This window comes from Rhizobacter koreensis (genome assembly GCF_013366375.1).
In the GTDB taxonomy this organism is placed as follows: domain Bacteria; phylum Pseudomonadota; class Gammaproteobacteria; order Burkholderiales; family Burkholderiaceae_C; genus Schlegelella_A; species Schlegelella_A koreensis.
In genome coordinates, this window is record NZ_JABWMJ010000004.1 from 374,989 (window position 1) to 397,413 (window position 22,425).

General features: G+C 67.8%; 24 protein-coding genes. 2 read left to right on the forward strand and 22 right to left on the reverse strand.

Features of this window, described 5'->3' with window-relative positions; all coding sequences use genetic code 11:
- Nucleotides 1–40: 40 nt before the first annotated feature.
- From traF (HQN59_RS11085) to HQN59_RS11120, 8 genes are all read right to left on the reverse strand, one after another.
- On the reverse strand, nt 41–952 hold the full coding sequence (gene traF, locus HQN59_RS11085) for a conjugal transfer protein TraF (RefSeq protein WP_176069109.1): 912 nt from the start codon (nt 950–952) through the stop codon (nt 41–43).
- Nucleotides 949–1,362, reverse strand: coding sequence for a hypothetical protein (locus HQN59_RS11090; RefSeq protein ID WP_176069111.1), 414 nt, complete (start codon nt 1,360–1,362; stop codon nt 949–951). Before HQN59_RS11090 ends, traF (HQN59_RS11085) begins: the two co-directional genes overlap by 4 nt.
- Nucleotides 1,359–3,692 (reverse strand): type-F conjugative transfer system mating-pair stabilization protein TraN, encoded by a 2,334-nt coding sequence (gene traN, locus HQN59_RS11095; protein ID WP_342451178.1) that lies wholly within the window; start codon nt 3,690–3,692, stop codon nt 1,359–1,361. The genes HQN59_RS11090 and traN overlap by 4 nt, the downstream gene beginning before the upstream one ends.
- A 375-nt stretch (nt 3,693–4,067) precedes the next feature.
- Nucleotides 4,068–4,577 (reverse strand): Mov34/MPN/PAD-1 family protein, encoded by a 510-nt coding sequence (locus tag HQN59_RS11100; protein WP_176069233.1) that lies wholly within the window; start codon nt 4,575–4,577, stop codon nt 4,068–4,070.
- A gap of 20 nt (nt 4,578–4,597) precedes the next feature.
- Nucleotides 4,598–6,397 carry a ThiF family adenylyltransferase gene (locus HQN59_RS11105; protein WP_176069114.1) on the reverse strand — a complete coding sequence of 600 codons (1,800 nt, stop codon included), beginning with the start codon at nt 6,395–6,397 and terminating at the stop codon, nt 4,598–4,600.
- A gap of 2 nt (nt 6,398–6,399) precedes the next feature.
- A complete protein-coding gene (locus HQN59_RS11110) occupies nt 6,400–7,611 on the reverse strand; it encodes a CBASS cGAMP synthase (RefSeq protein ID WP_176069116.1) in 1,212 nt (403 codons plus the stop codon).
- Nucleotides 7,612–7,624: 13 nt separating this feature from the next.
- The gene (locus tag HQN59_RS11115) at nt 7,625–8,611 is read right to left on the reverse strand and encodes a CBASS cGAMP-activated phospholipase (RefSeq protein ID WP_176069118.1); all 987 of its coding nucleotides are present in this window, start codon (nt 8,609–8,611) and stop codon (nt 7,625–7,627) included.
- Nucleotide 8,612: 1 nt separating this feature from the next.
- On the reverse strand, nt 8,613–8,837 hold the full coding sequence (locus HQN59_RS11120) for a DUF2188 domain-containing protein (protein WP_176069120.1): 225 nt from the start codon (nt 8,835–8,837) through the stop codon (nt 8,613–8,615).
- Between the two features lie 131 nt (nt 8,838–8,968).
- On the opposite strand from HQN59_RS11120, the gene HQN59_RS11125 reads away from it, so the two are divergent.
- On the forward strand, nt 8,969–9,307 hold the full coding sequence (locus HQN59_RS11125; RefSeq protein ID WP_176069122.1) for a helix-turn-helix domain-containing protein: 339 nt from the start codon (nt 8,969–8,971) through the stop codon (nt 9,305–9,307).
- On the forward strand, nt 9,294–10,091 hold the full coding sequence (locus tag HQN59_RS11130) for an ImmA/IrrE family metallo-endopeptidase (protein WP_176069124.1): 798 nt from the start codon (nt 9,294–9,296) through the stop codon (nt 10,089–10,091). The genes HQN59_RS11125 and HQN59_RS11130 overlap by 14 nt, the downstream gene beginning before the upstream one ends.
- Nucleotides 10,092–10,513: 422 nt before the next feature.
- On the opposite strand, the gene trbC is transcribed toward HQN59_RS11130, so the two are convergent.
- The 14 genes from trbC to HQN59_RS11200 form a co-directional block, all read right to left on the reverse strand.
- Nucleotides 10,514–11,215, reverse strand: coding sequence for a type-F conjugative transfer system pilin assembly protein TrbC (gene trbC, locus HQN59_RS26800; protein WP_176069126.1), 702 nt, complete (start codon nt 11,213–11,215; stop codon nt 10,514–10,516).
- Complete coding sequence (locus HQN59_RS11140) at nt 11,202–12,236, reverse strand: TraU family protein (RefSeq protein ID WP_176069234.1); 1,035 nt, start codon at nt 12,234–12,236, stop codon at nt 11,202–11,204. The genes trbC and HQN59_RS11140 overlap by 14 nt, the downstream gene beginning before the upstream one ends.
- A gap of 41 nt (nt 12,237–12,277) precedes the next feature.
- On the reverse strand, nt 12,278–12,952 hold the full coding sequence (gene traW / locus HQN59_RS11145; protein ID WP_342451179.1) for a type-F conjugative transfer system protein TraW: 675 nt from the start codon (nt 12,950–12,952) through the stop codon (nt 12,278–12,280).
- Nucleotides 12,949–13,359: a hypothetical protein gene (locus HQN59_RS11150; RefSeq protein ID WP_342451180.1), complete on the reverse strand. Its 411-nt coding sequence runs from the start codon at nt 13,357–13,359 to the stop codon at nt 12,949–12,951. The genes traW and HQN59_RS11150 overlap by 4 nt, the downstream gene beginning before the upstream one ends.
- A gap of 9 nt (nt 13,360–13,368) precedes the next feature.
- Nucleotides 13,369–13,911, reverse strand: coding sequence for a conjugative transfer signal peptidase TraF (gene traF / locus HQN59_RS11155; protein ID WP_176069131.1), 543 nt, complete (start codon nt 13,909–13,911; stop codon nt 13,369–13,371).
- On the reverse strand, nt 13,908–14,366 hold the full coding sequence (locus HQN59_RS11160; RefSeq protein WP_246294839.1) for a hypothetical protein: 459 nt from the start codon (nt 14,364–14,366) through the stop codon (nt 13,908–13,910). The genes traF (HQN59_RS11155) and HQN59_RS11160 overlap by 4 nt, the downstream gene beginning before the upstream one ends.
- A gap of 16 nt (nt 14,367–14,382) precedes the next feature.
- Nucleotides 14,383–16,983 (reverse strand): type IV secretion system protein TraC, encoded by a 2,601-nt coding sequence (gene traC, locus HQN59_RS11165; RefSeq protein ID WP_176069133.1) that lies wholly within the window; start codon nt 16,981–16,983, stop codon nt 14,383–14,385.
- 39 nt (nt 16,984–17,022) lie between these two features.
- Nucleotides 17,023–17,745, reverse strand: coding sequence for a type IV conjugative transfer system lipoprotein TraV (gene traV, locus HQN59_RS11170; protein WP_176069135.1), 723 nt, complete (start codon nt 17,743–17,745; stop codon nt 17,023–17,025).
- A complete protein-coding gene (locus HQN59_RS11175) occupies nt 17,742–18,569 on the reverse strand; it encodes a DsbC family protein (RefSeq protein WP_342451181.1) in 828 nt (275 codons plus the stop codon). The genes traV and HQN59_RS11175 overlap by 4 nt, the downstream gene beginning before the upstream one ends.
- 79 nt (nt 18,570–18,648) lie before the next feature.
- On the reverse strand, nt 18,649–20,103 hold the full coding sequence (locus HQN59_RS11180; protein WP_176069138.1) for a TraB/TrbI/VirB10 family type IV secretion system protein: 1,455 nt from the start codon (nt 20,101–20,103) through the stop codon (nt 18,649–18,651).
- Nucleotides 20,103–20,981: a type-F conjugative transfer system secretin TraK gene (locus tag HQN59_RS11185; protein ID WP_342451182.1), complete on the reverse strand. Its 879-nt coding sequence runs from the start codon at nt 20,979–20,981 to the stop codon at nt 20,103–20,105. Before HQN59_RS11185 ends, HQN59_RS11180 begins: the two co-directional genes overlap by 1 nt.
- A gap of 43 nt (nt 20,982–21,024) precedes the next feature.
- Entirely contained in the window at nt 21,025–21,591 is a 567-nt protein-coding gene (traE, locus tag HQN59_RS11190) for a type IV conjugative transfer system protein TraE (RefSeq protein WP_176069142.1), read from the reverse strand.
- A 16-nt stretch (nt 21,592–21,607) separates the two neighbouring features.
- A complete protein-coding gene (gene traL, locus HQN59_RS11195) occupies nt 21,608–21,907 on the reverse strand; it encodes a type IV conjugative transfer system protein TraL (protein ID WP_128001254.1) in 300 nt (99 codons plus the stop codon).
- Nucleotides 21,908–21,938: 31 nt separating this feature from the next.
- Nucleotides 21,939–22,355 carry a hypothetical protein gene (locus HQN59_RS11200; protein ID WP_246294840.1) on the reverse strand — a complete coding sequence of 139 codons (417 nt, stop codon included), beginning with the start codon at nt 22,353–22,355 and terminating at the stop codon, nt 21,939–21,941.
- Nucleotides 22,356–22,425: the final 70 nt, after the last annotated feature.

Sequence of the window (22,425 nt, forward strand, 5' to 3'; positions counted from 1 at the left end):
TCCTTTGGATTTCTGTCTGCGCCGGTGCGGGCTCACCGCCTCAGCGCTGATGGGTCAAGCGGGCCTGGGCCTGCAGGCCGCCAGTCGCGCTCAGGAACGGTGTGGCTGCGCTGTCGGGTGAGGCCGCGACCATCGAGATGCGTTCCACCAATTGCGCCTCGGACAGCACGCCGAAGCCGATCGGGGTGATCTTTCCGGTGAAGGGCTGGGCGAGATAGACGGCGGGAACCTGGCTCACCCGCAGCGTGGTGGCGATCCCGTTGTCCCGCCGGGCGTCCGCGAAGCCGGGAATCGGGCCACCGTCGACGCTGATCGCGACCACCTTGATGCCGTGCCGGGCCTGGAAGGCCTCGAGCGTCGGCGCGAAGGCATGGCAGTAGGGGCAGTCGCTGCGGAAGAAGAAGAACAGGACGTGGTCGCGGCCCAGGGCGCTGATGGACTGGCTGCGTTGGGCCGTCTGAAGCTGGTCGAACACCTCCAGGGCCTTCGCGTTCACCGGGCGTCCCTGGAGCGTGGGGTCGAGCTCGGGGCTGGCCCATGCGATGCGCTGCGCCACGTCGGCGAAGGTGGATGCGCGCGACAACACCTGGGCCTCCAGCTCCATGTAGCGGCGTACGTTGGCTTCGGTCGGCCGCATGATGGCGATGTGCCGGCGCTCCTCGAGGGCCCTCTGCAGGCGCTCGAACTCGACGATCTCCGGGGGCTTCGCGGGCGACCTCCGGGGTGCAGTGGCGGCACTCGATGCCGTCGCGGCCTGCCGCGGTGTGGAAGCCGGTGGTTCGGGCGGAGGGATCTCCGGCTCCTCGTAGAAGTGCCAGCCGCGCCAGTTGTCGGACCAGTAGGGCCGTCCGGGGTCCTGCGGCTGCGCAAGGGCGACCGTCCCGCTGCCAAGCATGACAACGAGGCAGAGTGCGAGTCGAACCTGGCGCGAGGCAGGGCGGCGCAGCATCATGGGCGCCGCCTCATGTCCATCAAAACGGGCGACCGCGGCGGCTGGCCGTCGCGGCAGTAGTTGATGCCGAAGTCGATGGTCTGCCGCCGCGGTGCCTGCAAGCCGCCGGCGCCGTAGTTCGGCAGCTGCACGCCGTCTTGCCAGAAGCGCACGTTCAGGCGACTGCAGCCGGGCTGGGCGTAGCGCTTCTCGGTGCTCACGTCGATGTAGATCGGCGTCGTGGCGTTGAAGCGCTTCGAGATCGCGTCGGCGACCTCACCGACCAGGATCCCGTGGGCCTTGCCGTCGGGTGCGTCCAGGGCCGACAGCATCAGCTGCTTGGCATCGCGGACCGGCAGTCGTTCCTGAGCCATGGCAGCGCTGGCGATCAAGGCGCATGCGGCGCCGACCAGAACGGTGATGGCCTTCATTGGCACTTCCCCTGGCCGTAGTAGCAGGTGGGCACGCGGCTGGCGCTGCCGGCCTGCAGCGCGTTGACGTTCGGCAGGGTCGGTACCAGCGACGCATAGAACTCCGACAGGTCCATCGCCGCGAAGTTGAGCGTCTGCAACTGCGCGACGGTGAAGCCGGAGCAGTCGGCGTTCTGCGCGCCGCCCCAGCCCTTGCCGATCTGCGCGCGGCCCTGTTCATTGACGATGCGCGCCAGCATCGAGTTGAAGCAGCACTTCGAGGTGGTGTGCTCGACGCAGGACACGCACACGCCCAGGACCCGGAAGCACGATGAGCACCAGGTGCCGATCGTGTGGCACAGCCTGGCGCCTTCCTTCATCGCCAGCTTCCCCTCGTCCTCGTTGCAGGACATCATCGAGAGGACGATGTAGATGATCACCGCGATGGCCAGCGTCCACGGGTCGAAGGCCACGACCAGGCTGTCGCCGGCATACACGGCCACCGATCCGGCGGGCAGGGCGGCGCCGTTGACTGCCACGGTCACGCCATAGGTCGTGAACGTGCCGCTGAAGCCGCCACCCACCAGCAGCGCCGAGATACCCTGGTAGATGAACTGCTGGTTCTGCGAGTTCATCAGCACGTCGAAGACCAGACGCGAGCCACCACCGAAGATGCTCTGGTTCGTCATGCCGGCGCCGGCGCCGTCGGCGTAGCAGCAGTTCTTCAGCAGGCGGTCGCGGCAGCGGTTCTCCTCGCCCTTGAAGACCTGCATGCGGTCGGCGTCCAGGTAGATGCCCGCCTCGCGCCCGGCCTCGAGCATCGACATGCTGCGCGCAAAGTCGGGGTCGTTCGGCGCGCCGATGTCGAAGCAGTTGCCGCTCAGGCAGAAGACGTTGGTCGGGCAGTTGCTGGTGGTGGTGACGGTCTCGGCCGGCAACGGGCAGCTGTAGCCGTCCTCGTACACCTCGCACACGCCGGTGACGGCGTTGGTCTGCCGACAGGTCGACGACTGCGGCGTGCAGCCTGCTGCCACCAGCGGTGCGCACTGGTCGGCCGACGCACCGCCGTTGCACGACATGGCGCTCCGGTACTCCCAGCAGTCGCGGGTGACGGCCACGCCGTCGACGACCTTGGTCGCCGGGCCATCGGTGCAGACGGCGGGCGTGGTCGTGGTGCAGCGGCCACCGGCGTCCAGGGTCGGGCATTGGTCGTCCCAGCGGTCGGTCTCGGTGACGGTGGTGGCTGGCCGCGTGTAGGACAGCCGCATCGTGGGAATCGGGCCGAAGGCGGGGTTGGGCGCCCAGCCGATCACGGCCCGGTCGGCGTCGATGTTCCAGTAGTAGCCGCCTATGGCGCCGGTGATGTCGACGCCGGCGTAGGGCGTCCATCCGGGAGCGGGTGCGTAGCACTTCGTGCCGTCCAGGGCGGTGGTGGTGCAGCCGCTGTCGCCCTGGCAGACGGTGTCCTGGATGTTGTCCCCGCTCTGCGTGCCGGCGCGGCAGGCGGCGTAGACCTTGAGGAAAGGCTCGACGCTGGTGCAGCTGTAGCCGGAGTCGCCGCCACCGGTACAGACCTCGGCGCGCTCCGGGGCCAACATCGCCGTCAGGCTGCAGGTCGATCCGCTGCAGCTCTTGTCGGCCACCCACACGGCCGTGCGGATGGGCTGGCCGTCGATCATCGAGTAGGTGGTGTCGAGGACCGACACGATCTGCGGAAAGACGACCGGCGTCGTCATGTCCACGTCGAAGAATCTGAGCGGATTGCCGTCCTGGGTGACGCGGAAGTGCTGCGCGGTGACGGCGCGGTCGGGCAGGCACTGCACATCCAGACCCGTGCGGCCGGAGGCGGCGTGGGCGAACCAGTCGCCCGGGGTGCAGCTGGTGGTCCGCGTCGTGCTGACGGTCAGGCTTCGGCTGCAGCTGAAGTTGCCGACGCCGACGTAGCGCAGGCAACTGCGTGGCTGCATGCCGGCGGGCACCGGCGTGACCGTGGTGGTGCAACCGCTGTAGTAGGCGGCCAGGCTGCCCAGCTCGGCCGACGGCGTCCGGCCGATTGCACGCGCGGCAGCCACAGCGGGGTCATCGGCACCGATCGTCGGGCGCGGGGTGTTGGCCGAGGAGAAGGCGCCACGCTGCGCCTGACAGAGCGGGTCGGTGGGGGTCAGTGCACAGGCAGACAGCCTCGCGCTGCCCTGCGACGACAGATTGGGCTGGCGGTAGTAGCTGCGCTCAGGAGGGGTGGTCGTGTAGCCCGGGACCACGGCGGTGGCACCCGGGGTGGTGACGTTGCCGCGGGCCACCGGGTTCGCGGCCTGTCCGGCGGCGACACCTTCCTCGTGCGGGCCGGCCACGGCGGCGATCTGCGTTGTCAGGAAGCAGGCGGCGGTGATGCAGGCGACAAGGCGGCGCCAAGGCGAAGCGTGGCGCGCCGTCGATGGCGGCGGGGCAAGGCGGTGGCTAGCGGGGCCGGGCGGGTTAGAAAGCGGCACGCCCCATCGTCAGGCGTGGTCTTGTCGGCGTCTCGGGAAAACGGCGTGCGCGAGGGTGGGGTTTCGAGACTGGCCAAGCCTTGACGAATGGCCGCGCCTCGCTGGTACCGGCCGTTGGCAGACAGACGGGCAACTCACTCCGACGGCCATATCTGGCAGTTCACGAGTGGCGGCTCGTGGACCTTCGATCCACAGGCCATCGCGACGCACCGGATCCCGCCTGGCGGTGCTTTCCGATTACTCATGACGCGGACTTTGGGCTGCAAGTGGAGTACTCACGTAAGCGACGTTGGGCGTCTCGACCGTCATGGTTATAAGGTCGGAGCCGGTATGGCACCACACGCGCAGGCCACTCGGCAAGGGGCGCGTTCCTACGATGACGAAGACCATGCCATTCGTCAGCGTCAACGCGGCCCGAGCGTGCTCTGCCGCTAAAGCCCGGTCTTCGGGCGAGGGCATCGGGTCGAGTTCAGGGTGGGTGTGCCAGAAGCCTAGGCAGTGCCAACCATCCCGAAACAACTGCTCTCGCTCGCGCATAGCTTGCTGAACGTCGAAGCGCACTCGGGACCAACTTGCCCACGATGGCTTCAATCGCGTTGCCTTGGCCACCACGACCGTCTTGCCTGTGAGGTCTTTTGCGTATAGCTGACCGACAGACTCACGACTCAGTAGACCTCGTTGCGCGTGCCGCCCGAGCTCTCGCAGAACCTCAGCTCCGAACCGCAGCCGCCAGGCCGCCCCCGGCATCTGAAACACTGCGGCGTCGCTCACCGCTGCCCCAGAAGGTCCGAGAGTGACCGGGTAGTGGTCGCAGTGTCGAGCTCCCCCCCAATTTGTGGAACGATTGGACGCGTCTTCACGGCCATGGGCAGAGCGTCAAAGAACGCTTGAGCCCGCACCCACGACCAGACAGTGGAAGGCGCACCAGGTGCGTCAAGCGCCGAAAGCACACGTTCGACGACGAACGCCGCCACCTGAGTGACGTCAGCGGCTCCGTAGGGGTGAAACCCTGCCGAACATGCAGGGTTTTCCACCCGCGTCTCGTCGATGGAGAGGTCACTGGCGTTCACGAGGTCGTTCGCCGGGTCTTCGATAGGCCAAGGTACGTCAGGTTGGCTGAGCACAACGTGGCCCGCGCTGCACAGCGGCTCCAACCAAGCGTGCGTGACTGGAGTCTTGCCGAAGTGAATGTCGCGCAACAAGGTCACAGCGTTGCGCACGCCGCGTTCAGCGGTGCAATCAAGAACCAAGTCAAACTGCCCTGGCGCAGCGTACTTCGCCATCCAGGCGCCGGCGTCCGACCTAACACCGACCACGTCGATGCCAGGAACGGCGCGCTTGAGTTCATTGGCCAACTCGGGCGCCTTCGCATGGCCCACGTGCTGTAGTCCCAGCACATGGCGAGCCGTGTTCTCTGCCTCCATGAGCTGGCTGTCAACAAGCGTCATGTGTCCAATGCCGGCACGCGCGAGAAGCAGTGCCACGAAGCTGCCCAACGAGCCCGTGCCAAGCAACAGAACTCGCTTGCTCCGCCTCGCGTGAAGTTGTGGAAGTCCGTTGTCTCGGGCCAGGGACCAATCGGGGTCCATGCGACAGACTTCGAACGGCTCTATCGATACGCCCCGCGCAGTGAACCCGAACGTAGGCATGACCTGGAATCCGTACGTTGCACTACCCTGAACGAAGAGCACAACCAGTTGCGGAGCCGCGCTCGGCTGCGGAACCTGTCGGCCCGTGTGGGTCGTGCGGAACTTGTGCTTGGCCTGATGCTTCTTGAAGTTGCGCTGGGCTCTTGCGAGTAGTCCTTCCAGCGAAGCCTGCCCATCGGTGGCCGAAGCCACCAACTGGTTGAGCGTTTGCGCGTCCTTTGGCCATGTCGTCGGCGTCCAGGGGCGGTCGTCTGCTAGCCTCACGATGAGTGCATGTCCCTTCACCACAGTGCCCTGTGCCCACCCGTGGCGCCGGGCAACTGCATCGGGGTCCACGCCGTTGCACGCAATTACCTGCCTGTAGAACCGGCCGTGCTTTGTGCCCGGGTGAAGGTATCCCGCGACTGTTCCGTATGCCCAGCAGGCCAAGCCACTGGTGTCGGCATGAACGCGTCCAACTCGCCCGTCCAACTGTGTGGCACGCCTCGGGTCAGTACAGTGCAGCGACCAGTAGGTCAGGCGCTCCTCGTGGAACTCGGACTCGGCCCAGTCTGGCTGCAGCAGCTTCGCCAGAAAGTTGTCTTGCAGCGTTTCCATCGCTCGCATCACTGCAGCGACGGGGGCTTCAAGGTCTGAGGGCGATGCCCAAAGGCCAAGACAGAGCTTGCCGCCTCGTTCAACATGGGGCAGCTTCAGCTCAAGCTGCGCGTCGACCTCAAACCGGCATGGCTCGAGCGGAAACTCGGCAGGAAGCACCAGCCGGACCGATGACACTGGCGCAAATTCGCCTTGAAGGTCGATGTCCCAGGCAAGACCGCCCTCTGCGGCACTTACGGATACTCGGCGTAGGTGTTTCTTGCCCTCGAGCCACTGCTCGACGGCAGATGCCGCGGTCTCGAATACCTGCCGATTCGACAAGCTCAGCCCAGCGTGTTGCTCTTCTCGGAGCCAGTCGGCACCGGCCGCGTGGGGTTGGCTGCCGCCAGCGCGGCGCCGGCCGCCATCAATCCGCCGAGCACGGTCGACTTCGCCGCTGCAGGTGGCTCCGACACCACCTTGACCCGCTCTGGGCAATCCGGGAAGCGGGGGCCGAAGGCCTGCCGCATCCACTCGCAGGCCTGCGCTGCATTGCTGGCGGCGAGGGCTCCTTCCAACAGCGAGCCGAGTCTCTCGAACGCCAGCGCTGCTTCCTCGACAAGGTCGCGCTCCTTGCTCGCCTTGCGCAGACGGTCCGTCAGAGACTCACTCGTGTCAACCGGGTTGTTCACGCCATTGCGGAGCACTGCGGGCAGGCCTTTCACCACCTTGAGCAGAGCCAGGTCATCGCGCCGGTCATGCTTCGCGAAGAGCGGCACGGCCGCCGCCATCAGCAGGATGGAAGCGGGGCCGCCGGAGGTCCACCTCCAGTCTCGGTGAGCCTTGAGATACCGGACCACTCGACGAAGCTGCTCGCCGTGTTCGTCGACCTTGCTGAGGAACCACTGCTTGACCGGGCGAGGGTCCGACTCCATCCAGTCGTCCTCGCGATGAGCCAACAGCACACCGTCACTGGGCAGAGCGGTCCATGCGTCGCGCTCAGCCTTGGCGATGGCTTCACTGAAGTTGGCATACACGTTGTCGAGAGCGAGCGCCCGCGCGCTCAGCGTGGCGAATTCGGTGTCGGGAATCGCATATAGAGGGACGTCGATGTGGGCCGTCGCGCTGATGACGATGCGGATGCAGGTCGGTTTGTCGGTGACCAGCTGCCAGCCCCGCTCCTTGATGAGCGGCTCCAACGCCTTCTGCGCAACCGTGAAGAACACGGTCGCCGCGATGCTCGGCCGCCGCGTCTGGGTAAGGAAGCTCAGCGGAAGGTAGCAGCCGTCATCGACGTCCGCCTGCTGGGGCTTCTTGGCGGGACAGTTCAGGGTCTTGTATGCCCAGGAGCCCTGCGTGAAGAACCGCGGCGTCGGGATGTCCTGCGTGTAGCCCAGCTGGCGCAGCTCTCGAGGAATCCCATCGCGTAGTGCTGCTCGTACCGCAGTCTTTGCCGCGGCAATGTAGTCGCGCTCATGGCTGTGCAGGTCCAGGCTAGCCTGAAGGCACTGTTCGGCGTCGTCGCCGGTGAAGAACAGGGAGCTGAGGTTCAACATTGCAGTCTTGCTTTCAGGCGTTCTTGTTGGGGCCGTGGAAGAAGGTCGGGGCGCCAGCTTGGTGGGCGCGGAAAGGTTGGAACTTGGGGTCTCCGAGAGTCCGCTGAGCTGCGTGCATGCCGCGGTCACGCAACGTGTTGGTTGAACCCGGGGTCACCCGGTCCAGTTCCTTCACATCGCGGCTCTGGTCCGGCGTCGCCTTGTCGTCAATCTGGAAGTAGTCGTCGCCGAGCGACTGCCGCAGCATGTAGTCGACCGATGACTCTTGGGCAGAGATGACCAAGTCAAACAGACCGCCGCGCCAGCGGCCGAAGCCACGGTCCAGGCTCGCAGAACCGCGGAGGGTCGCGCCGATGGTCATGGTGCCAATCGACAGGACCCGAACGCGAACATCCTGTTTAGGCGCCAGGAACGTGCGAACCTCGTGAAGGCCGAAGAGCCCGGGCGCGTTGCCGACAAGGCCGCCATCTGCGAAGACGCCGCGGTTGTTTCGGGCCAGCGGGAAGTACACGGGCGCGGCGGCAGTGGCCATCGCCACATCCACGAGAGACATCCGATGGTCGAACTCGAAGGTCTGGTGATGCGGCGTCTTGAAGAACTGGCCTCTGCCGGTGGTGTAGTTCACCGCGGGCACTAGAACTCGGTGCTTTAGGTCGCCCACCGTCTTGTCGCGGAAGCGCTCGGAAAGCACTTCTCGCAAGCCCGCCGAGCTGTGCTTTGCCTGCAACCAGAACCCCAAGGCGCGCCGCAGCCAGGTGCGGCTGCCGAAGATGCGGCTACCCTGCTTCTCGAAAAGCGTCTTCAGTTCGACGGCCGGGATGTCAGCCGCGAGACCGAGCGCGAGCAATCCACCCGCCGAGGTGCCGCAGACCAGGTCGAAGTGAGAGGCAATGGGCCTGCCCATCGCCGCTTCCAGTTCGGTGAGCACCGTCGCCGAGTAGAGCGCGCGGTAGCCGCCACCCGAGAGGGCAAGGACGTGAAAATCGGGCACCTCGGTCACATCAGCCTTTCGGCGGGAACGGGTCGCCGCCGTGGCTGTCCTTGTCGCGGATGCGGCCGTCGGGGCGATGGATGATGAGTTCCGAGCCCTGGTGCTGGGCGATGCGGCGCGCCGCGTCCGTCGCCGCGGCCTGCGTGTCGTGGACCGAGGTTGCGCGGGTGTTGCCAGCGCCCTTGACGGCCCAGCCACCCTGGTGAGGAACGACGTGTTGATTCTTGCCAGCCATAGAGCCTCCTTGCTGAACGCCGCGTCATATTAAGTGAACGAACCGGACGCCGTCAACTCTTGTGGACGACTCGTTCGCCCTGTAGAATGCCGAGTTGTTCGCCGCGTCGGCGTGTAGCGAGGAATCCATAGATGTCACTCGGCGCCAGGCTTGCTGAACTACGGCTGCGCAAGGGCGAGTCACTCCAGACCGTGGCCACGGCCATCGGCATCTCCAAGACTCACGTCTGGCAGTTGGAGAAGGGGAACAGCGACAACCCCTCTATGGAGCTTCTCAAGAAGCTTGCCGAACACTTCGAAGTACCGCTCACCTACTTGGCCGACTCCGAGTCGGAGGCGTCGCTGGACGATGTCGAGGCGCAGCAGTTCTTTCGGGACTTCAAGTCGTTGTCGGATGCCGAGCGCGAACTTCTGAAGCACACTCTCCAGGTCTTCAAGAACAAGAAGGCTGGGGGAGATGGTTCAGCTTGACCTGATAGAACTCGCGGACCTTGTTCGGCCGGAGCAGCTCGTCGCCGAAATTCTTCGACAGAACCCGCAGATGCCAGTCCCGGTTCCGCTTGAGGACCTGGCGCGGCTCGCCGGCATCAGCAAGATTGAGGCGTTTACCAGCGAGGGCTTCGAGGGCGCGTTGATTGCCAACGCGACGAAGTCTCAGGGTGCAATCTTCTACAGCAATCGTGGTCCTCGACCGCGCCAGCGCTTCACCATTGGCCACGAGCTGGGTCACTTCTTGCTGCCTTGGCACCGGCAGGCGAAGTTTCAGTGCACGGCTGAGGACATTACGTCTGGAGGCAACAAGGACTGGGAGATTCAAGCCAACCAGTTTGCGGCGGAACTGCTGATTCCGGCTCCCCTGGTCAAGACGCGACTGCAGAAGCTCAAAGACCCAGAACTTGCGCACATCATGGCGCTGAGGGATGAGTTCGAGACGAGCATGGAAATGACCGCGCGCAGGGTCGTCGAACTCAGCGAGTACGCCTGCGCCGTTATCTTCTCCAAGGACAACGTAGTTCGCTACCCAGTGTGGAGCCCGTACTTCACGCATCGACTATGCGTCAAGAAGGGAGAGCGGCTCCCGGCGAAGAGCCCGAGCAGAGAAGCAGCGAGCGACCCCGACGAGTGGCACGAGCTTGATGCCCATTGGTGGCTGGTCGAAAGGCGCGGGGAAGACACTCCGGAGTCTGTGTACGAGCAGACGCTTGTGCAGGAGAACGGTCACAAGGTGACGCTGCTGACTTACGACCCTGAGTAGGGGCTACCGCCGCTGAAACTCCGAAGGCGTGCGCACCGTGGCGCTGTTGCTCGAGCCGCTGCTCCCGCGCCTTCCTCTCTGCTTCCCATCGAGTAGCGAGGCCCCGTCCGACGTCATCCGCCGCAAGTGGGACCTTCGGCCGGTAGCGTGCACGCCGGCCCCGGTTGGGGTGCGCCCGCATGGGCTCAAGTCGTGGTTCGCGCCTCAATAGCCGGCAGCGCTGCCCGCCGAAGTGGGTCCTGCGCAGCCGGGCCTTCTGTGCGTGACTATGGAGGTGCTCGACCGGCAGCTTTAGGGTAGGCGAGATCAGGGCGACGTATGCCTGCGGGGCGAATCGTTTGGAGGTCGGGCGCAACGCGGCCCGAACGTCCGCCAACAGGGGCGTTGCCGACTTTTGACGCGAGCCCATGGACGAGCAGCGACTATCGCTTCGGCCGAACTGAACCCTGCGAGTTCCGACTCAGGTACTGCATCGCATAGTCCAGAGTCACATCTCCAGCAACTTTCGCGAACTGCTGCGAAGAGCCACACACGCGGGATGCGCATGCTTCGGCCCCGGCACCGTCCATGACCAGGACGAATGTCGGAGTTCTCGTGATCCCATGGCGATCGAACGCTTCCGGATCGATCTGGACGGCAACGCGGCGGCTACCGATCAGCGCCTGCATGCGGGTCACCGTGTCTCGGATCGATCCGTTGACCAACCCCCGCAGTACGAGCGTCGCGCCGGCCCGCGCTGCCTGGTCGACCAAGCGCTGGAGCGTCGCCTCCGGCATCGCGAAGCTCACGAAGATCAGCACCTTCGGCCCTGCCTTGCCCGGAGTCATCGCCGCAGCCTGAGCTCCGTTCTGCACGTCGAAGCCCTTGGAGATGGCCTCGAGGTCGATGGGCATGCGGGTCACCGGCTGCGGAAGGTTCTCGATGCGCAGTGCGGCTGGAACCGGCACCCGTGCCAGCTCAGCCTCGGTCGGCATCCGATGCTGCTGGCGCGCGCGCTCGATGTCGGCGTCGGTGACGGCGGGTGGCGTCGCCGTGGCACCCAGCACGCTGCCGGCAAGAAGGAGCGCGGCGACCCCGGCGCCGAGCGCCCGGCCGATGAGCGTGGCCCTGTCAGTAGCCCACACAGCAGTTCCTCTTCCGAAACAGCATGAACGCGAAGTCTTCGCCGCGCACCGGGTACTCCTTGCCGGCGCCCCAGACGATGGTGCTGCGGCCGAAAGGCTGGCAGCAGCGGCCGCCGTCCTTGGCGGTGTTGGCCACCGGATAGGTCAGCTGGGTCTTGTAGGCGGTCTTGTCCATGGCCGGCAGGAAGTAGGGCCCGCACAGGCCCGGCCGGCCATGCCAGCCCCAGGCCAGCAACTCGCGGTGCATCTTGGCGGTCAGCCGCTGCGCGATGAGGGCCGCCGTTCGCACGCCGCCCATGTGGTATGGCACGTGGCCATCGAAGGGGTAGATGCCGCCCTGGCAGCCGGCGCACCAGAACATCTCGGCGATGCCGAAGCCCGCGGTCGCGGCCACGCAATCGGCCGCGCAGGCCGCGACCGCCACCGGGTTGGCGAACAGTACGGCCTCGGGGTTGAGGATCAGGGTCAGCTCGTCGTCGTTCCATAGCGGGTCCACCTCGGTCAGGTAGGCCAGGTCGAACGAGCCCCGCTCCAGGCACGGGAAGTCGGTCACCACCTCCAGCCAGTACAGCACCGGGTTCACGTAGAAGTGCGCCTGGTAGAAGCTGCCGCCGTCGCCATCGCCTTCGGGGCGCGTAAACCGTGCCGCCGCCGGCGCCGGGATGCCGGGGTCGAGGTCGATGCCGCCCAGTGAGGCCAGGCAGAACGGCTTGCGCACGGCCTCCACGTGCCGGGCCGGCTCCCAGAACCCGATCGATAGGCCGATGGTGGGGTTCACGCCGCAGCTGCAGACCGGGTTCGACGGGTTGGGGATGTCCTCCTGCCCATCGAAGTTGGCGATGGTGGCGCTGCCGATGCTGATCGGCAGGATGCAGCTCCAGCAGATCTCGGTGATCGGGTTGGGGAAGCGGCCGGTGCAGGTCAGGCTGTCGGCGGCCTGCGCGGGCGCCACCCAGGGCAGGGCGGTAGCCAGCAACGCGCGGGCAAGGACCTGGCCGGCCCATCGGCCAAGCGCGGGCATCCTCTGTGCGGCAAGCCAGCGGATCAGGAGTGGCAGGCTGGTCATTGCACGAGCACCTCGTCGACGCGCAGGCGCATGCCTTCCTGCGAGACCAGGGCGGGCACCTGCCTGATGCCGAAACGGCGGGTCAGCGTCCCCTGCTGGTCGTAGTACACCGGCACGCGCCAGGACTTCATCAGGTCCAGGTACGAGCCACCGGTCAGGATGGGTTTGACCTTGCCGTCGTAGCGCGCGATCAGTTCGCGGGCCCGAGCGACCTGTCGTCCGTCACGGGCATCGAAGAACAGCAGCCGCTTGGACAGCGACACCACCTCCAGCGGGTTCTTGCGCGTTCCGGCCGGGAACAGCAGCCGGCCCTGCGCATCGACGATGTTGCGGTCGAGCGTGAAGGTGGGATCGATGGTCCAGGACCGTGCAGTCTCGGTGCTTCGGATGCCCTCGACCGGAGCGGGCTGGCGCACGGCGGCCACACCACGGTTGCGCGCCTCGTCGATCAGACGCTGCAGTTCACCCGTGCGTTCCTTGTCGCGCAGGCGCTGCTGGACGAACTCCAGCAGATGGGGCTCGGCGATGCTGTAGGTAGGGCCGATGGTCCCCAGGTCCACGGCGTGGGCGGCCGTGCTCGGGATCGTTGCGACGGCCACCAACAGCGAACGTATGACGCGCGCCGCCGGGCTGGTGCAATTTGCCTGAGGCAGTGGCAGCTGGAACTTCACCTTGCCGCCTTCCGGGTGCATGAGACCTGCTCGCCAAGCCGCGTCAGACCTGGTCCGTCCTGGAGGTGGCTGGCCCGGATCATCGCCATCAGCAGCGGATCGCCGTCGCCTTCCGCCATCGCCTGTCGCAACTCGCGGCTCGAAAGACTCCGGCGGCACCGGCGCTCATGGGCCTGGAGATAGGCCTGCGCCCCTTGGTGCGCCGCCGGGGAGATCTGCTGGAGCAGCGCAAGGTAGTCGGCCATCGGCACGTCGCCCGTGACAGCCGGCTCGGCCGGTGTCTGCGCCAGCGCCGGCAACGCCACAGCGAACGCGGTCACGGCGACAAGGGACGCCAAAGAGGCCCGGGAGGTCAGTTGGGCCACGTGACGGAACCCCGGCCGACGCAGCATCAGGTGCGGATCCACGGCAGCCCCTCAGAACAGCGGCACCACGGTGCCCAGCACCTGCTCGGCCCGCACGAGCCCGCTGCTGCGGTAGCGCGAGTCGAACGAATCCGGGCCGGTGCCCTGCACGTAGTAGTGGCCCGGCGGGATCACCGTCGGCGCAATCGGCTCCAGCGGGCGCCGGTCGAAGGCCTGGACCTTGGCCGTGCCGACGACGACACCGTTGACCGACACCGTGCGGCCGGACACCGTCACCACGTCGCCCGGCAGGCCGCGCACGACCTTGAAGAACGGCTGACCGTCCAGTCCGGGGTACGTGGCTCGCGCCTGGCCTGCAAACGAGAAGATGACGAACTCGCCGCGCTGCAGCGGATGCTCGCCGTGCTGCAGCCAGGCCACCCGGTACGGCAGGCTGCCCGTCCAGTTGAAGAGGACCGGCACGCGCGGCGTCGGGTCGATGAAGAGCCGCGTGTAGGCGAAGGCCCAGATCGCGAAGACGGGCAGGTAGAGGTACCAGCGTCGCCGCATGTGCGCCGCAAACTCGATGGCCTGGGTGCGAAGGCTGCGCTTCATCGGGCCTCCTCGGGGTCGTTCCTGTGAGGTGTCTGGGGATGGCCCAGCTTCTGCTGCAGCAGTGCCGTCAGATCGACGGTCCGCGGTGTCCGGCCGGCCACGGCGCTCTTCAGCACCACCAGGCAGGCGCAGTCGCGCGGCAGTTCCTCCAGCGCCGCCGGCAGCCGCTGCGAGAAGCTCCGGGCCAGCGCAAACGCCCTCTCGCGGTCAGCGTCGGTGGTGGCGCGGGTCAGGAGCTGGGTGAACTCGGCCTCCTTCTGCCGGTACACCTCGCCGACATCGACCACGCCGACCCGCTGGGCCGGGCGCACCACCACGCGGTCGTAGGCGGCCAGCGTGCCCAGCACGATCAGCAGCGCGAATGACGCGTGCAGGAGGATGGGCGCCACGCCCACGGGCCCGGCAAGGGGCTGCTGGGGGTTCGGGCCCGCACTGGCGCTGGCGTCGACGTCCATGGGAGCCTCGCCAGGGTCACACAGCGTGTCCGCGCCGCCGCAGCAGCTCGGTGATCGCGTCGTCGATGCTCAGACCTTGCGCCCGCAGCTCGTCGATCGGGGCGTTGTCCTCCAGCTTGTTGGAGAACAGCAGGTGGGTCGCCGGGTCGAGGATGTTGCGCGCCACGCCTTCGCCCACCGGCGATGAGATGTAGACCTCCGAGAAGACGCCCGGCTCCGTGCGCAGCGAGTTGAGCAGCCGCTTCTTGGGCTCGTCCATCGACAGCCGCCCCTTGCGGTCGAGCATCTCGATCGACTCGGGCTTCTGCCGCAGCAGGAACACCCAGTCCGAGCAGTTGAAGGCCGCCTCCATCTGGGCCGATCCGTAGTAGTCGTCGGCGCTCTGCGTGGCCGTGCCGAGCGATCCGCCGTACTTGCGGGCGCGACGGGCGGCCTCCTCGACCACGGCCGCCTTCACGGGGTCGTCGGCGCCGATGTCGCCCAGCTGCTGCTTGAGCTCGTCGATGAAGAGCACCTTGCGCCGGTTGCGCGTCAGGTACATCTCGCCGGTGATCTGGTGCAGCAGCAGGATGTTGACGACCGCGTGCAGATCGGGCCGGCGCTTCAGCTCCTCGTTCTCGATGACGACGAAGTCGTTGCCGAAGTCGATGTTGTTGCGCCCCTCGAAGAAGCGCTCGTACTGGCCGCCGCGCGCGTAGGGGTTCAGCATCACGGCCAGGTCGCGGATGCGCGGGTCCTCGCGCACGCCCAGCTCCTCGATGGTGCCGGCCTTGAAGGCGTCGCGCAACGCTGTCACCGTGAGCGCGTTGCCGTGCTCGCGGAACAGCTTGATCACCATCGCCGAGATGGCCTTGTACTGGACCTCGTCCAGCGGCCGGGACATCGAGGCCATCTTGGAGATGGCCGGCACCAGCATGTCGATGTCCTCGTTGATGTCGACGATGTGCGTGAAGGGGTTGAGGCAGATGTCGACGTCGGGCCGGAACTCGATGTACGTGCCCTTGGCCTTGCGGCACAGCTTCTCGAAGGACCGGCCGAGGTCGAGCATCCACACCTTGGCGTCGATGGCCCGGTAGGACCATGCCATCTCGTTCATCAGCACCGACTTGCCGGACCCGGGCGCACCGATGATCGCGAAGTTGTAGTTGCCCAGGTCGTTGTCGAAGATGTCCAGCGTCATCAGCTGCCCGCGCCGGCCACCGAAGACCAGGGCCGGCGTGCGCGTGCCGCGCCACTCGGCGATCAGCGGCGCCAGGTGGATGGCATTGGCCATCGTCTTGCGCGAGACGCGGCGCATCTTGGCCAGGTCCTTGTGGAAGGCCTCCGACAGCGTCATCGGCAGGCTGGCCAGCAGCGCCTGCCGGTGCATGTAGACATCGGCGTTGAGCTGGAAGCCCCGGCCGCGCCAGATCGCGTTGGCGGTCTCCTGGGCGGACACGGCCTTCTCGGGCGGCGAGAAGATCGCGAGCTGGTGGTACAGGCTCACCAGGCTGCTGCCCACGTCGATGGCGTTGGCCGCCGCCGTCCAGTCCTGCAGCTTCTTGCCCACGTCGGGCATCACCTCGGCCATCTTGCTGCGCGCGTTCTGGGTCGCGCGCACGTGGTTGGCCGTGACCACGGACTTCATGACGTTGGGGTCGAGCACGTGCACGCCCATGGTCAGCAGGAAGGGCGCGCTGTACTGCAGCGCCGGCTGCATCAGGTCGCCGATCAGAGAGCCCATCTGCCACAGCGCGAAGCGCTCGGGGAAGGACTTGATCGAGTAGAAGCGTGCTTCCAGCGATCCCTCGTGACCTTCTTTCCAGAGGGTCAGACCGGCAGGATGCGGGTCCTGGATGGTGTCGAAGTCGACGATCTGATCGCGGATCTCGCGGCCGTCGTCGTAGTGAAGGTTGGGGGCGTCGGTCTGGGAAACCCGGTCCGGGTTGGTGAACAGCGCACACCAGTTGATCAGGTCCGCGGCGTCGCATACACGGCTGGGCAGCGACGCCGAGCGCAACGTGGACGCCATGGACTCGCGCAGCGCGACCAGTTCGTCGCGCCGGGTCAGGTCGCCTGCCTGTTCCACGCCGCCGGGCACCGACACGCTCATCATCAGCCGGAAGTCGCGGATCGTGTAGTGGAAGCCGTTGGTCAGCGACTGCTGCGCACCGTGCAGCAGGTGCCCCACACGCTGCCGAGCAAGGCGGTGGAACAGGTTGTCGTTGCGCGCCGGGCGACCCCAGTGCTTGGCCTTGTCGGCCTGGTCTGCATCCTCGACGCGCAGGTTGGCATACCGGCGCAGCTGCTCGCGGATGTGCGGCGAGGCAAAGAGGTGGAACTGGATCCCGGTGGCCGGCGGGCAGGTCGAGTACAGCGAGATCAGCACCTCGGCCATGCGGTCGTCGGCACCCGACTGCGGCATCAGCTCGAGCATGAAGCCCAGGCTGTCGCGGTTGACGAAGAGCTCCTCGTCGGTGAGGTAGGCCGAGTAGGGCAGCCAGGACGCGAACTGCTCGGCGGGCGTGTCCGGAGGAGAGCCCAGGCCCAGCCAGCCCAGGCTCCCGTGGCCGGGGCGGCTGCCGCCAGAAGAGGCGGCGGATCGGGTCGAAGCGGTCGGGGCGAACGGAGTGGGCATGGAGCGTGCCTCGCAGGGATGGCCGGAAGAGGTGTCAGGTCAGTCGTTGGGTTCGTTGCCACGCGGATCGACGGGCATCTGCGGCCGGCCCGCCGGAGGTGTCAGGCCGGGCAGGGACAGCGAACCACCCGGTTGATCTGTCCGACCGGACTGGTTCGATGTCCTGGGGTCGCGCGATTCGGTGGCGCCGCCGGCAGGACGTCCGGATGTGGGCGGCGGAGGCCGCAGCGGCGCGTAGGCATCGCGGATCTGCCGCTGCGCGTGCTCGACGAGCCACTGGCCATCGTCGACCCGGACGTAGACGTAGCCCTGGTCGTGGAGGTCGCGATCGGCGTCTTCCCAGGGCTTGAACCAGAGCCGCAGGATGCGGGCCGAGGACCGGAGCGGCATGGCCGTGGGCGAGGGCGGCGCCGTTGGTGAGACGGCGATGCGGGAGGCCGCCGCGCCTGCAGCGCCCGCCGCGGCCGCGCCGGTGATGCCCTCCGTCGCGCGCGGAGCTTGCGGCGTGCCTGGGCTGGCACCAGCCGTTCGCCGCTGACTCGGCAGGTTGTTCTGCACGGCATTGGCGTAGGTGCCGGAGACGGAGTCGCAGGTCACACCGTCCGGGGCCTTGCAGGCATAGCTGGAGCTGCCGCTGAGACCGCTCATGCTCATGCAGCCGCTCAGCATCCAGACCAGCAGCACCGACGCCGCGGCCAGTCCGGTGGCTGGGGCAGCACGCGATGTCGGAGCTGCGGGGAACACGACGGCGGGCTGCTTCATGGCTTGCCCCCCGCCACCTGCGACACCTGCTTGAGGCGCGCGAGCAGCACGGCCCGGTCGACGTAGCCGTCGGTGCGAGTGCCATCCGCCCAGACCAGGGTGGGTGTGCCCTGGACGGCGAGGCGTTGCGCGAGCGCGAGGTTGCGGTCGAGCGGGTTGTCGCACTCCGGGGCCCGCAGGGCTGCCGGGTCGCCCGCCGGCCTGAGCAGCGAGGTGTCGCCCTGCAGCATGAACCGGTGCCAGGCCTTCTCGCGGTCCGCTGCGCACCAGATCGAGACCGGACGCGCGCGGCCCTGGAAGGGCACGAGGAAGGTGTAGATCGTCACGTCGTCCAGGCCGGCGAGCTCGGGCTCGAGCCGGCGGCAGAACGAGCAACCCGGGTCGCTGAAGACAGCGATGCGACGGTGCTCGTTGCCGCCGCTGCCTCGCACGGTCTTGATCGCGTCCGCCAGCGGCAGTTGGTCGAAGGCGATGGGTGCGTCGGGAGCCGGCACGCGGTCGGACTGCGCCGAGGGAACGCCCGCGCCGGGCGCCTGCCCGGCCTGCGCAGCGCTGGCGGCCGCGCGTGCCAGTCTGGGGCCGGTGAGGTCCTGCATCGTCTGGGTGTCGAAGACCCGGCCGAAGATGAAGTAGCGCGGATTCCGCGGCGACACGTAGGCCACGTTGCTGTTCATCCAGACCTCGTAAAGACCGGCCACTGGCGAGCGCTGCACCTGCGTGAACTGGGTGCCGGGGTGCGCCTTGCGCAGAGCGGCCAGCAGCCGCGCCTCATCTGCGGCTGCGGCGCCGGCGTGGCCTGCGGCAAGGGCCGTCAGACTGGCCACGAGCCAAGCCGCCGGCTGGTGGTGCCGGCCGGGAGCACGCAGGGCGGGGGAGGTAAAGGCAAAGCCTGGCGAGGGCTTGTCAGTCGTTGGCATCGTCGGAGACCTCCGGGTTGCTCGGGCGGACTGCAAGGGGCGCGGCGGCAGCGGCGCTCATCGGCACATCGATGCGGACGCCCTTGGTGATGACGACATCGATCTCGCGGCCGGCGTCGACCTCGATCACGGGGAAGGTGTTCTCGGCCAGCTTGATGTAGTACTGGGCGAGCCGGTCGAGGGCGCGGCCGACGCCGGTGCCGAGCCCGGCGCGGTAGGCGTCGGCACCCGAGGCGCTGGTGATCGTTCCCAGCGGCGAGGTGCTGACGTTGGTGGACGAGGTGGCCAGGCCCTGGCCGATGCCGCTGACCACGCCGGCCAGCAGGGCGTTGGCGAGCATCTGGCCCTGCTTGGTCACCAGCCGTCCGCGCATGCCGACCTTGCCGTCCTCGCCGTAGACGCTGCCCTGGATCTTCACTTCCAGGGTCGCGCCGTCGGCGCGGACACACGAGAGGTTCTCGGTGCGGAGGTAGGCCCGTTCGGAGCTGATGTCGCCGTAGCCAGCCGCGATGACGAAGCACTCGCGGTACTCGCCACGGAAGCGGTTGGGCAGCACCGCGTTGTCCGACAGGCGGATCAGCACCGGGTGGGGGTTGGACTGCGCCTGCCCGCCGGTGGGTGCGTCCAGTCCGCCAAGCAGCGTGCCGCGTGTGAAGCTCACGGGCAGCCAGGTCGACACCGTCCGAGGCTCGGCCGCCGGTGTGCCGGCGCGCTCCGAAGCGCTGCCGCTCGCGCCGGCGACGCCTTGCATGCTGCGATCCACCAGCGTGACGCGGCTGATCGCAGGTGCCGCCGGCGCCGCCGGTGCGGGGTCGGTCGTCGGCAGCCCCGGCATGCCCGCCGGCAACTGTCGGCCGGCTGTGCCCGGGCCGTAGGTCGCAGGGAGCGGCAGGCTGGCCGCCGGCGGCAGCCCGGTCGGCGTCGTGCCGGCCGAGACCGACGGCAAGGCGGGTGGGAGTGGTGCAGGCACGGGCGGTACCAGGACCGCAGCGGGAGCCGGAGGGGTGGCACCCTGGGCCGCCTGCGTCGCCGAGGTCAGGCGCTGTTCCAGTTCCGCGAATCGCTGCATCGTGCGGGCCTCGAAGGCCTGGCGGTCGCGGTTGAGCCGGGTCTGCTCCTCGCGCTCGCTCTCGTACTGGGCGAGCTTGCTGCCTGCGGTGCCGACCCACTGGTCCACCGGGTTGACCTGCTGGCCGGGCGGCATGACGCCGATGTTGGTGACTGGCCCCGGCGCGCCGGCGGCGGGCTTGCGCGCACCGGATGACGAGCCGGGGTCCGTGGACGCGAAGATCAGCCACAGCAGGCCCACGCCGGCGGCGACGATCACACCCAGCAATGCGAACTGGCGCTGGCGCGGCGTCATCCGCTCGGCCAGTTGCGCGCCGAGGCGGGTGGCCGACTGGCGAAGGGCGGCTGCGGAGGGAGGCAGGGGCGTCACCATCACTGGCCTCCGCGGCGGATGACGAAGACGTTGCTCGTTTCGCCCGGACGCAGGTTGTGGTGCTCCACAGCCACGGCCAGCACCTGTCCACCCGAGGGGCTGTCGGGTCGGTCGAACTCCTGCTCCGCCAGCACCATCAGGGCCTGGCTCACGTTCTGCAGCAGGTACTTCTCGCCCACCAGACCCCGGCCCTCGTAGCGCCGCATCAGCGAGAACCTGGCTTCCGCCCAGAGCTGGATCGGCTGGTTGAGCTCGTCCACGCGGATGTCGGGCGGCACGCGGTCCGACGCCATCGCCAGGAGCAGCGTCTTCAGCCCCCGGATGTGGTTGGGGGCGGCGACCAGCGGTGTCTGCGAGCCCGCGGCACCGGTCGGTGACTGCGTCGCTTGCAGCGCCCGTTGGCCGGGGTCGCGGATGACGATGGTGTCGGCCGGGGTGTCTGCCTTGCGCAGCACCAGCGTGTAGGTGGCGTGCGCCGACGAGATGAACAGGTTGACCGGCTTGGGCGAGTCGCCGACCGGGCGGATGTAGATCTCACCCTTGTCGCGGTCGCACTCCAGCACGATCTCCCCCGCGGGGTTCACGGGCGGCAACGCGGCAGCGGGTGGCCCACCGTTGCTGCTGCTGGAAGACGGCGCGGCGGGGCCGCAGTTGCTGGAATGGATGTTGCCGAACACGTCCGTGATCGCGGCGCCGTCGATGCGGATGCGCGTGGGCTCCTTGATCGACAGCACGGCCTCGACGGCCACGCCGTCGCGGGCATCCAGCACCTGCAGCGCGGTTGCCGGCGCTGCAGCTGCGAGCAGGCCTGTCAGGGCCGCCCATGCGGCGACCGAACGGAAACAGCGGGGTGTCAGGCAACCGCGCGCCGTGAACACCACCGCTGCCGGGGCAGCGTGGCGACGGCGTAGCGGCCCGGAGTCACGGCGCGGCATGGGTCACCTCCTTGAAGGTCTTCAGGTGCATCCGGCCGCCGCTGTACGCGAAGCCCACCTCGTAGGCCTTGGCGTCGTTGGCCGTTTCCAGGCCGTTGACCAGCGTGCGCAGCCGGCCGCGGACGACGACGGTCTGTGTGTCCTCGTTGGGCACCAGCTGCTGCGGCATGAAGAAGGTGCTGGCGTTGATGCGCTTCAGCCGCGCCGCCTCCAGCTCCTGGCGGGTCTTGAGCTCGCCATGCTGGTCGGGCTCGACATAGCCGAGCAGGATGTCCTTCTTCCAGTCGATGGAGGCCGGCGTTACGTCCAGCACCAGCCAGGCGATGAAGGCGCCCATCTGCTCGAGGTACTCGCCGCTGGCCTTGTCGCGCGAGACCCAGAAGGACTTGTTGATGGACGGCGGCACGACGACGGTGCGCACGGTTCCCAGCAGGTTGAGGATCACCACCAGGGCCAGCACATGCGCGGCGGCCAGCAGGCCCACGGTGAGCGCCAGGCCGCGGTTGCGGCGGCGCATCTCCTTGATGTCCCCGTTCAGGCGTTCGAAGTCCATGGTGGCGGCCTTGGGGTCAACCGACCATGCGCCGGATGTGCGACGGCGGCGTGGCGCGCATCGCCGTCAACGGGCTGGTGGGCAGGTGCCAGTACAGCCAGTGCACCGCGAAGGCCGGGTGCTTGTCGGCCTTGATGCGGGCGATGGCGCGCGAGGTGAGGAAGCCGGCAGCCAGGCACAGCGCGAAGGAGAACTTCGAGCCGGACATGTAGCCCATGAACAGCCCGAAGAGCAGGGGCGCGGCGACGTCGACGTCCCAGAAGCCGATCTTCCACTGGTCGTCCAGGCGGCGCGGGATGTAGGTGTCGGCGTGCATGCGGGCCTCCTGCTCGTCGGCTGCGCGCGCGTCAAATCACCGCACCCATGATCGCGCCCGCGATCACGAGGCCGACCGCGGCGAAGATGGCCAGCCCGACATAGAACAGCACCGGGCCGAAATTGCGCAGCGCGGCCAGCGAGATGAGTGCGACCACGAAGCCGACGAAGCCGACCAGGGCCTTGATGCCCGGCCCCAGGCTCGCGATCTGCGTCAGCGCCGAGGTGAGCGGGCCGGTGATGCCGGTGAAGGCGACCAGGTCGAGGGCGTAGCCGGGAAAGGCGACGCACAGGCCGAGTGCCATCAGCACGAAGAGCGAGACCGGCGACAGCAGGCGCTTCGAGCGGCGGCTACCGGCGAAGTGGGCCGTACCGGGGCCGTCGATGACGTCGGGTGCGAGGGAGCCCGTGGCACGGGCGGGATGCACAGAGGCGAGAGCGGTGTTCATGGGATTCCTCCGAGGGATCAGGGCTGGGAGACGAGGGTGGATGGCGGTGGCGGTCGGGTCGGGTGCGGGT

Excerpts from the sequence above, each read along its gene's own strand:
- traL (WP_128001254.1), bottom strand. The coding sequence starts at position 21,907 with ATGCACGCCGACACCTACATCCCGCGCCGCCTGGACGACCAGTGGAAG.
- HQN59_RS11130 (WP_176069124.1), top strand. The coding sequence starts at position 9,294 with ATGGTTCAGCTTGACCTGATAGAACTCGCGGACCTTGTTCGGCCGGAG.
- traF (WP_176069131.1), bottom strand. The coding sequence starts at position 13,911 with ATGAAGCGCAGCCTTCGCACCCAGGCCATCGAGTTTGCGGCGCACATG.
- HQN59_RS11125 (WP_176069122.1), top strand. The coding sequence starts at position 8,969 with ATGTCACTCGGCGCCAGGCTTGCTGAACTACGGCTGCGCAAGGGCGAG.
- traC (WP_176069133.1), bottom strand. The coding sequence starts at position 16,983 with ATGCCCACTCCGTTCGCCCCGACCGCTTCGACCCGATCCGCCGCCTCT.
- HQN59_RS11100 (WP_176069233.1), bottom strand. The coding sequence starts at position 4,577 with ATGCCGGGGGCGGCCTGGCGGCTGCGGTTCGGAGCTGAGGTTCTGCGA.
- HQN59_RS11200 (WP_246294840.1), bottom strand. The coding sequence starts at position 22,355 with ATGAACACCGCTCTCGCCTCTGTGCATCCCGCCCGTGCCACGGGCTCC.
- HQN59_RS11140 (WP_176069234.1), bottom strand. The coding sequence starts at position 12,236 with ATGCCCGCGCTTGGCCGATGGGCCGGCCAGGTCCTTGCCCGCGCGTTG.
- traF (WP_176069109.1), bottom strand. The coding sequence starts at position 952 with ATGATGCTGCGCCGCCCTGCCTCGCGCCAGGTTCGACTCGCACTCTGC.
- HQN59_RS11090 (WP_176069111.1), bottom strand. The coding sequence starts at position 1,362 with ATGAAGGCCATCACCGTTCTGGTCGGCGCCGCATGCGCCTTGATCGCC.
- traE (WP_176069142.1), bottom strand. The coding sequence starts at position 21,591 with ATGGACTTCGAACGCCTGAACGGGGACATCAAGGAGATGCGCCGCCGC.
- HQN59_RS11180 (WP_176069138.1), bottom strand. The coding sequence starts at position 20,103 with ATGGTGACGCCCCTGCCTCCCTCCGCAGCCGCCCTTCGCCAGTCGGCC.
- traV (WP_176069135.1), bottom strand. The coding sequence starts at position 17,745 with ATGAAGCAGCCCGCCGTCGTGTTCCCCGCAGCTCCGACATCGCGTGCT.
- HQN59_RS11160 (WP_246294839.1), bottom strand. The coding sequence starts at position 14,366 with ATGGACGTCGACGCCAGCGCCAGTGCGGGCCCGAACCCCCAGCAGCCC.
- HQN59_RS11120 (WP_176069120.1), bottom strand. The coding sequence starts at position 8,837 with ATGGCTGGCAAGAATCAACACGTCGTTCCTCACCAGGGTGGCTGGGCC.
- HQN59_RS11110 (WP_176069116.1), bottom strand. The coding sequence starts at position 7,611 with ATGTTGAACCTCAGCTCCCTGTTCTTCACCGGCGACGACGCCGAACAG.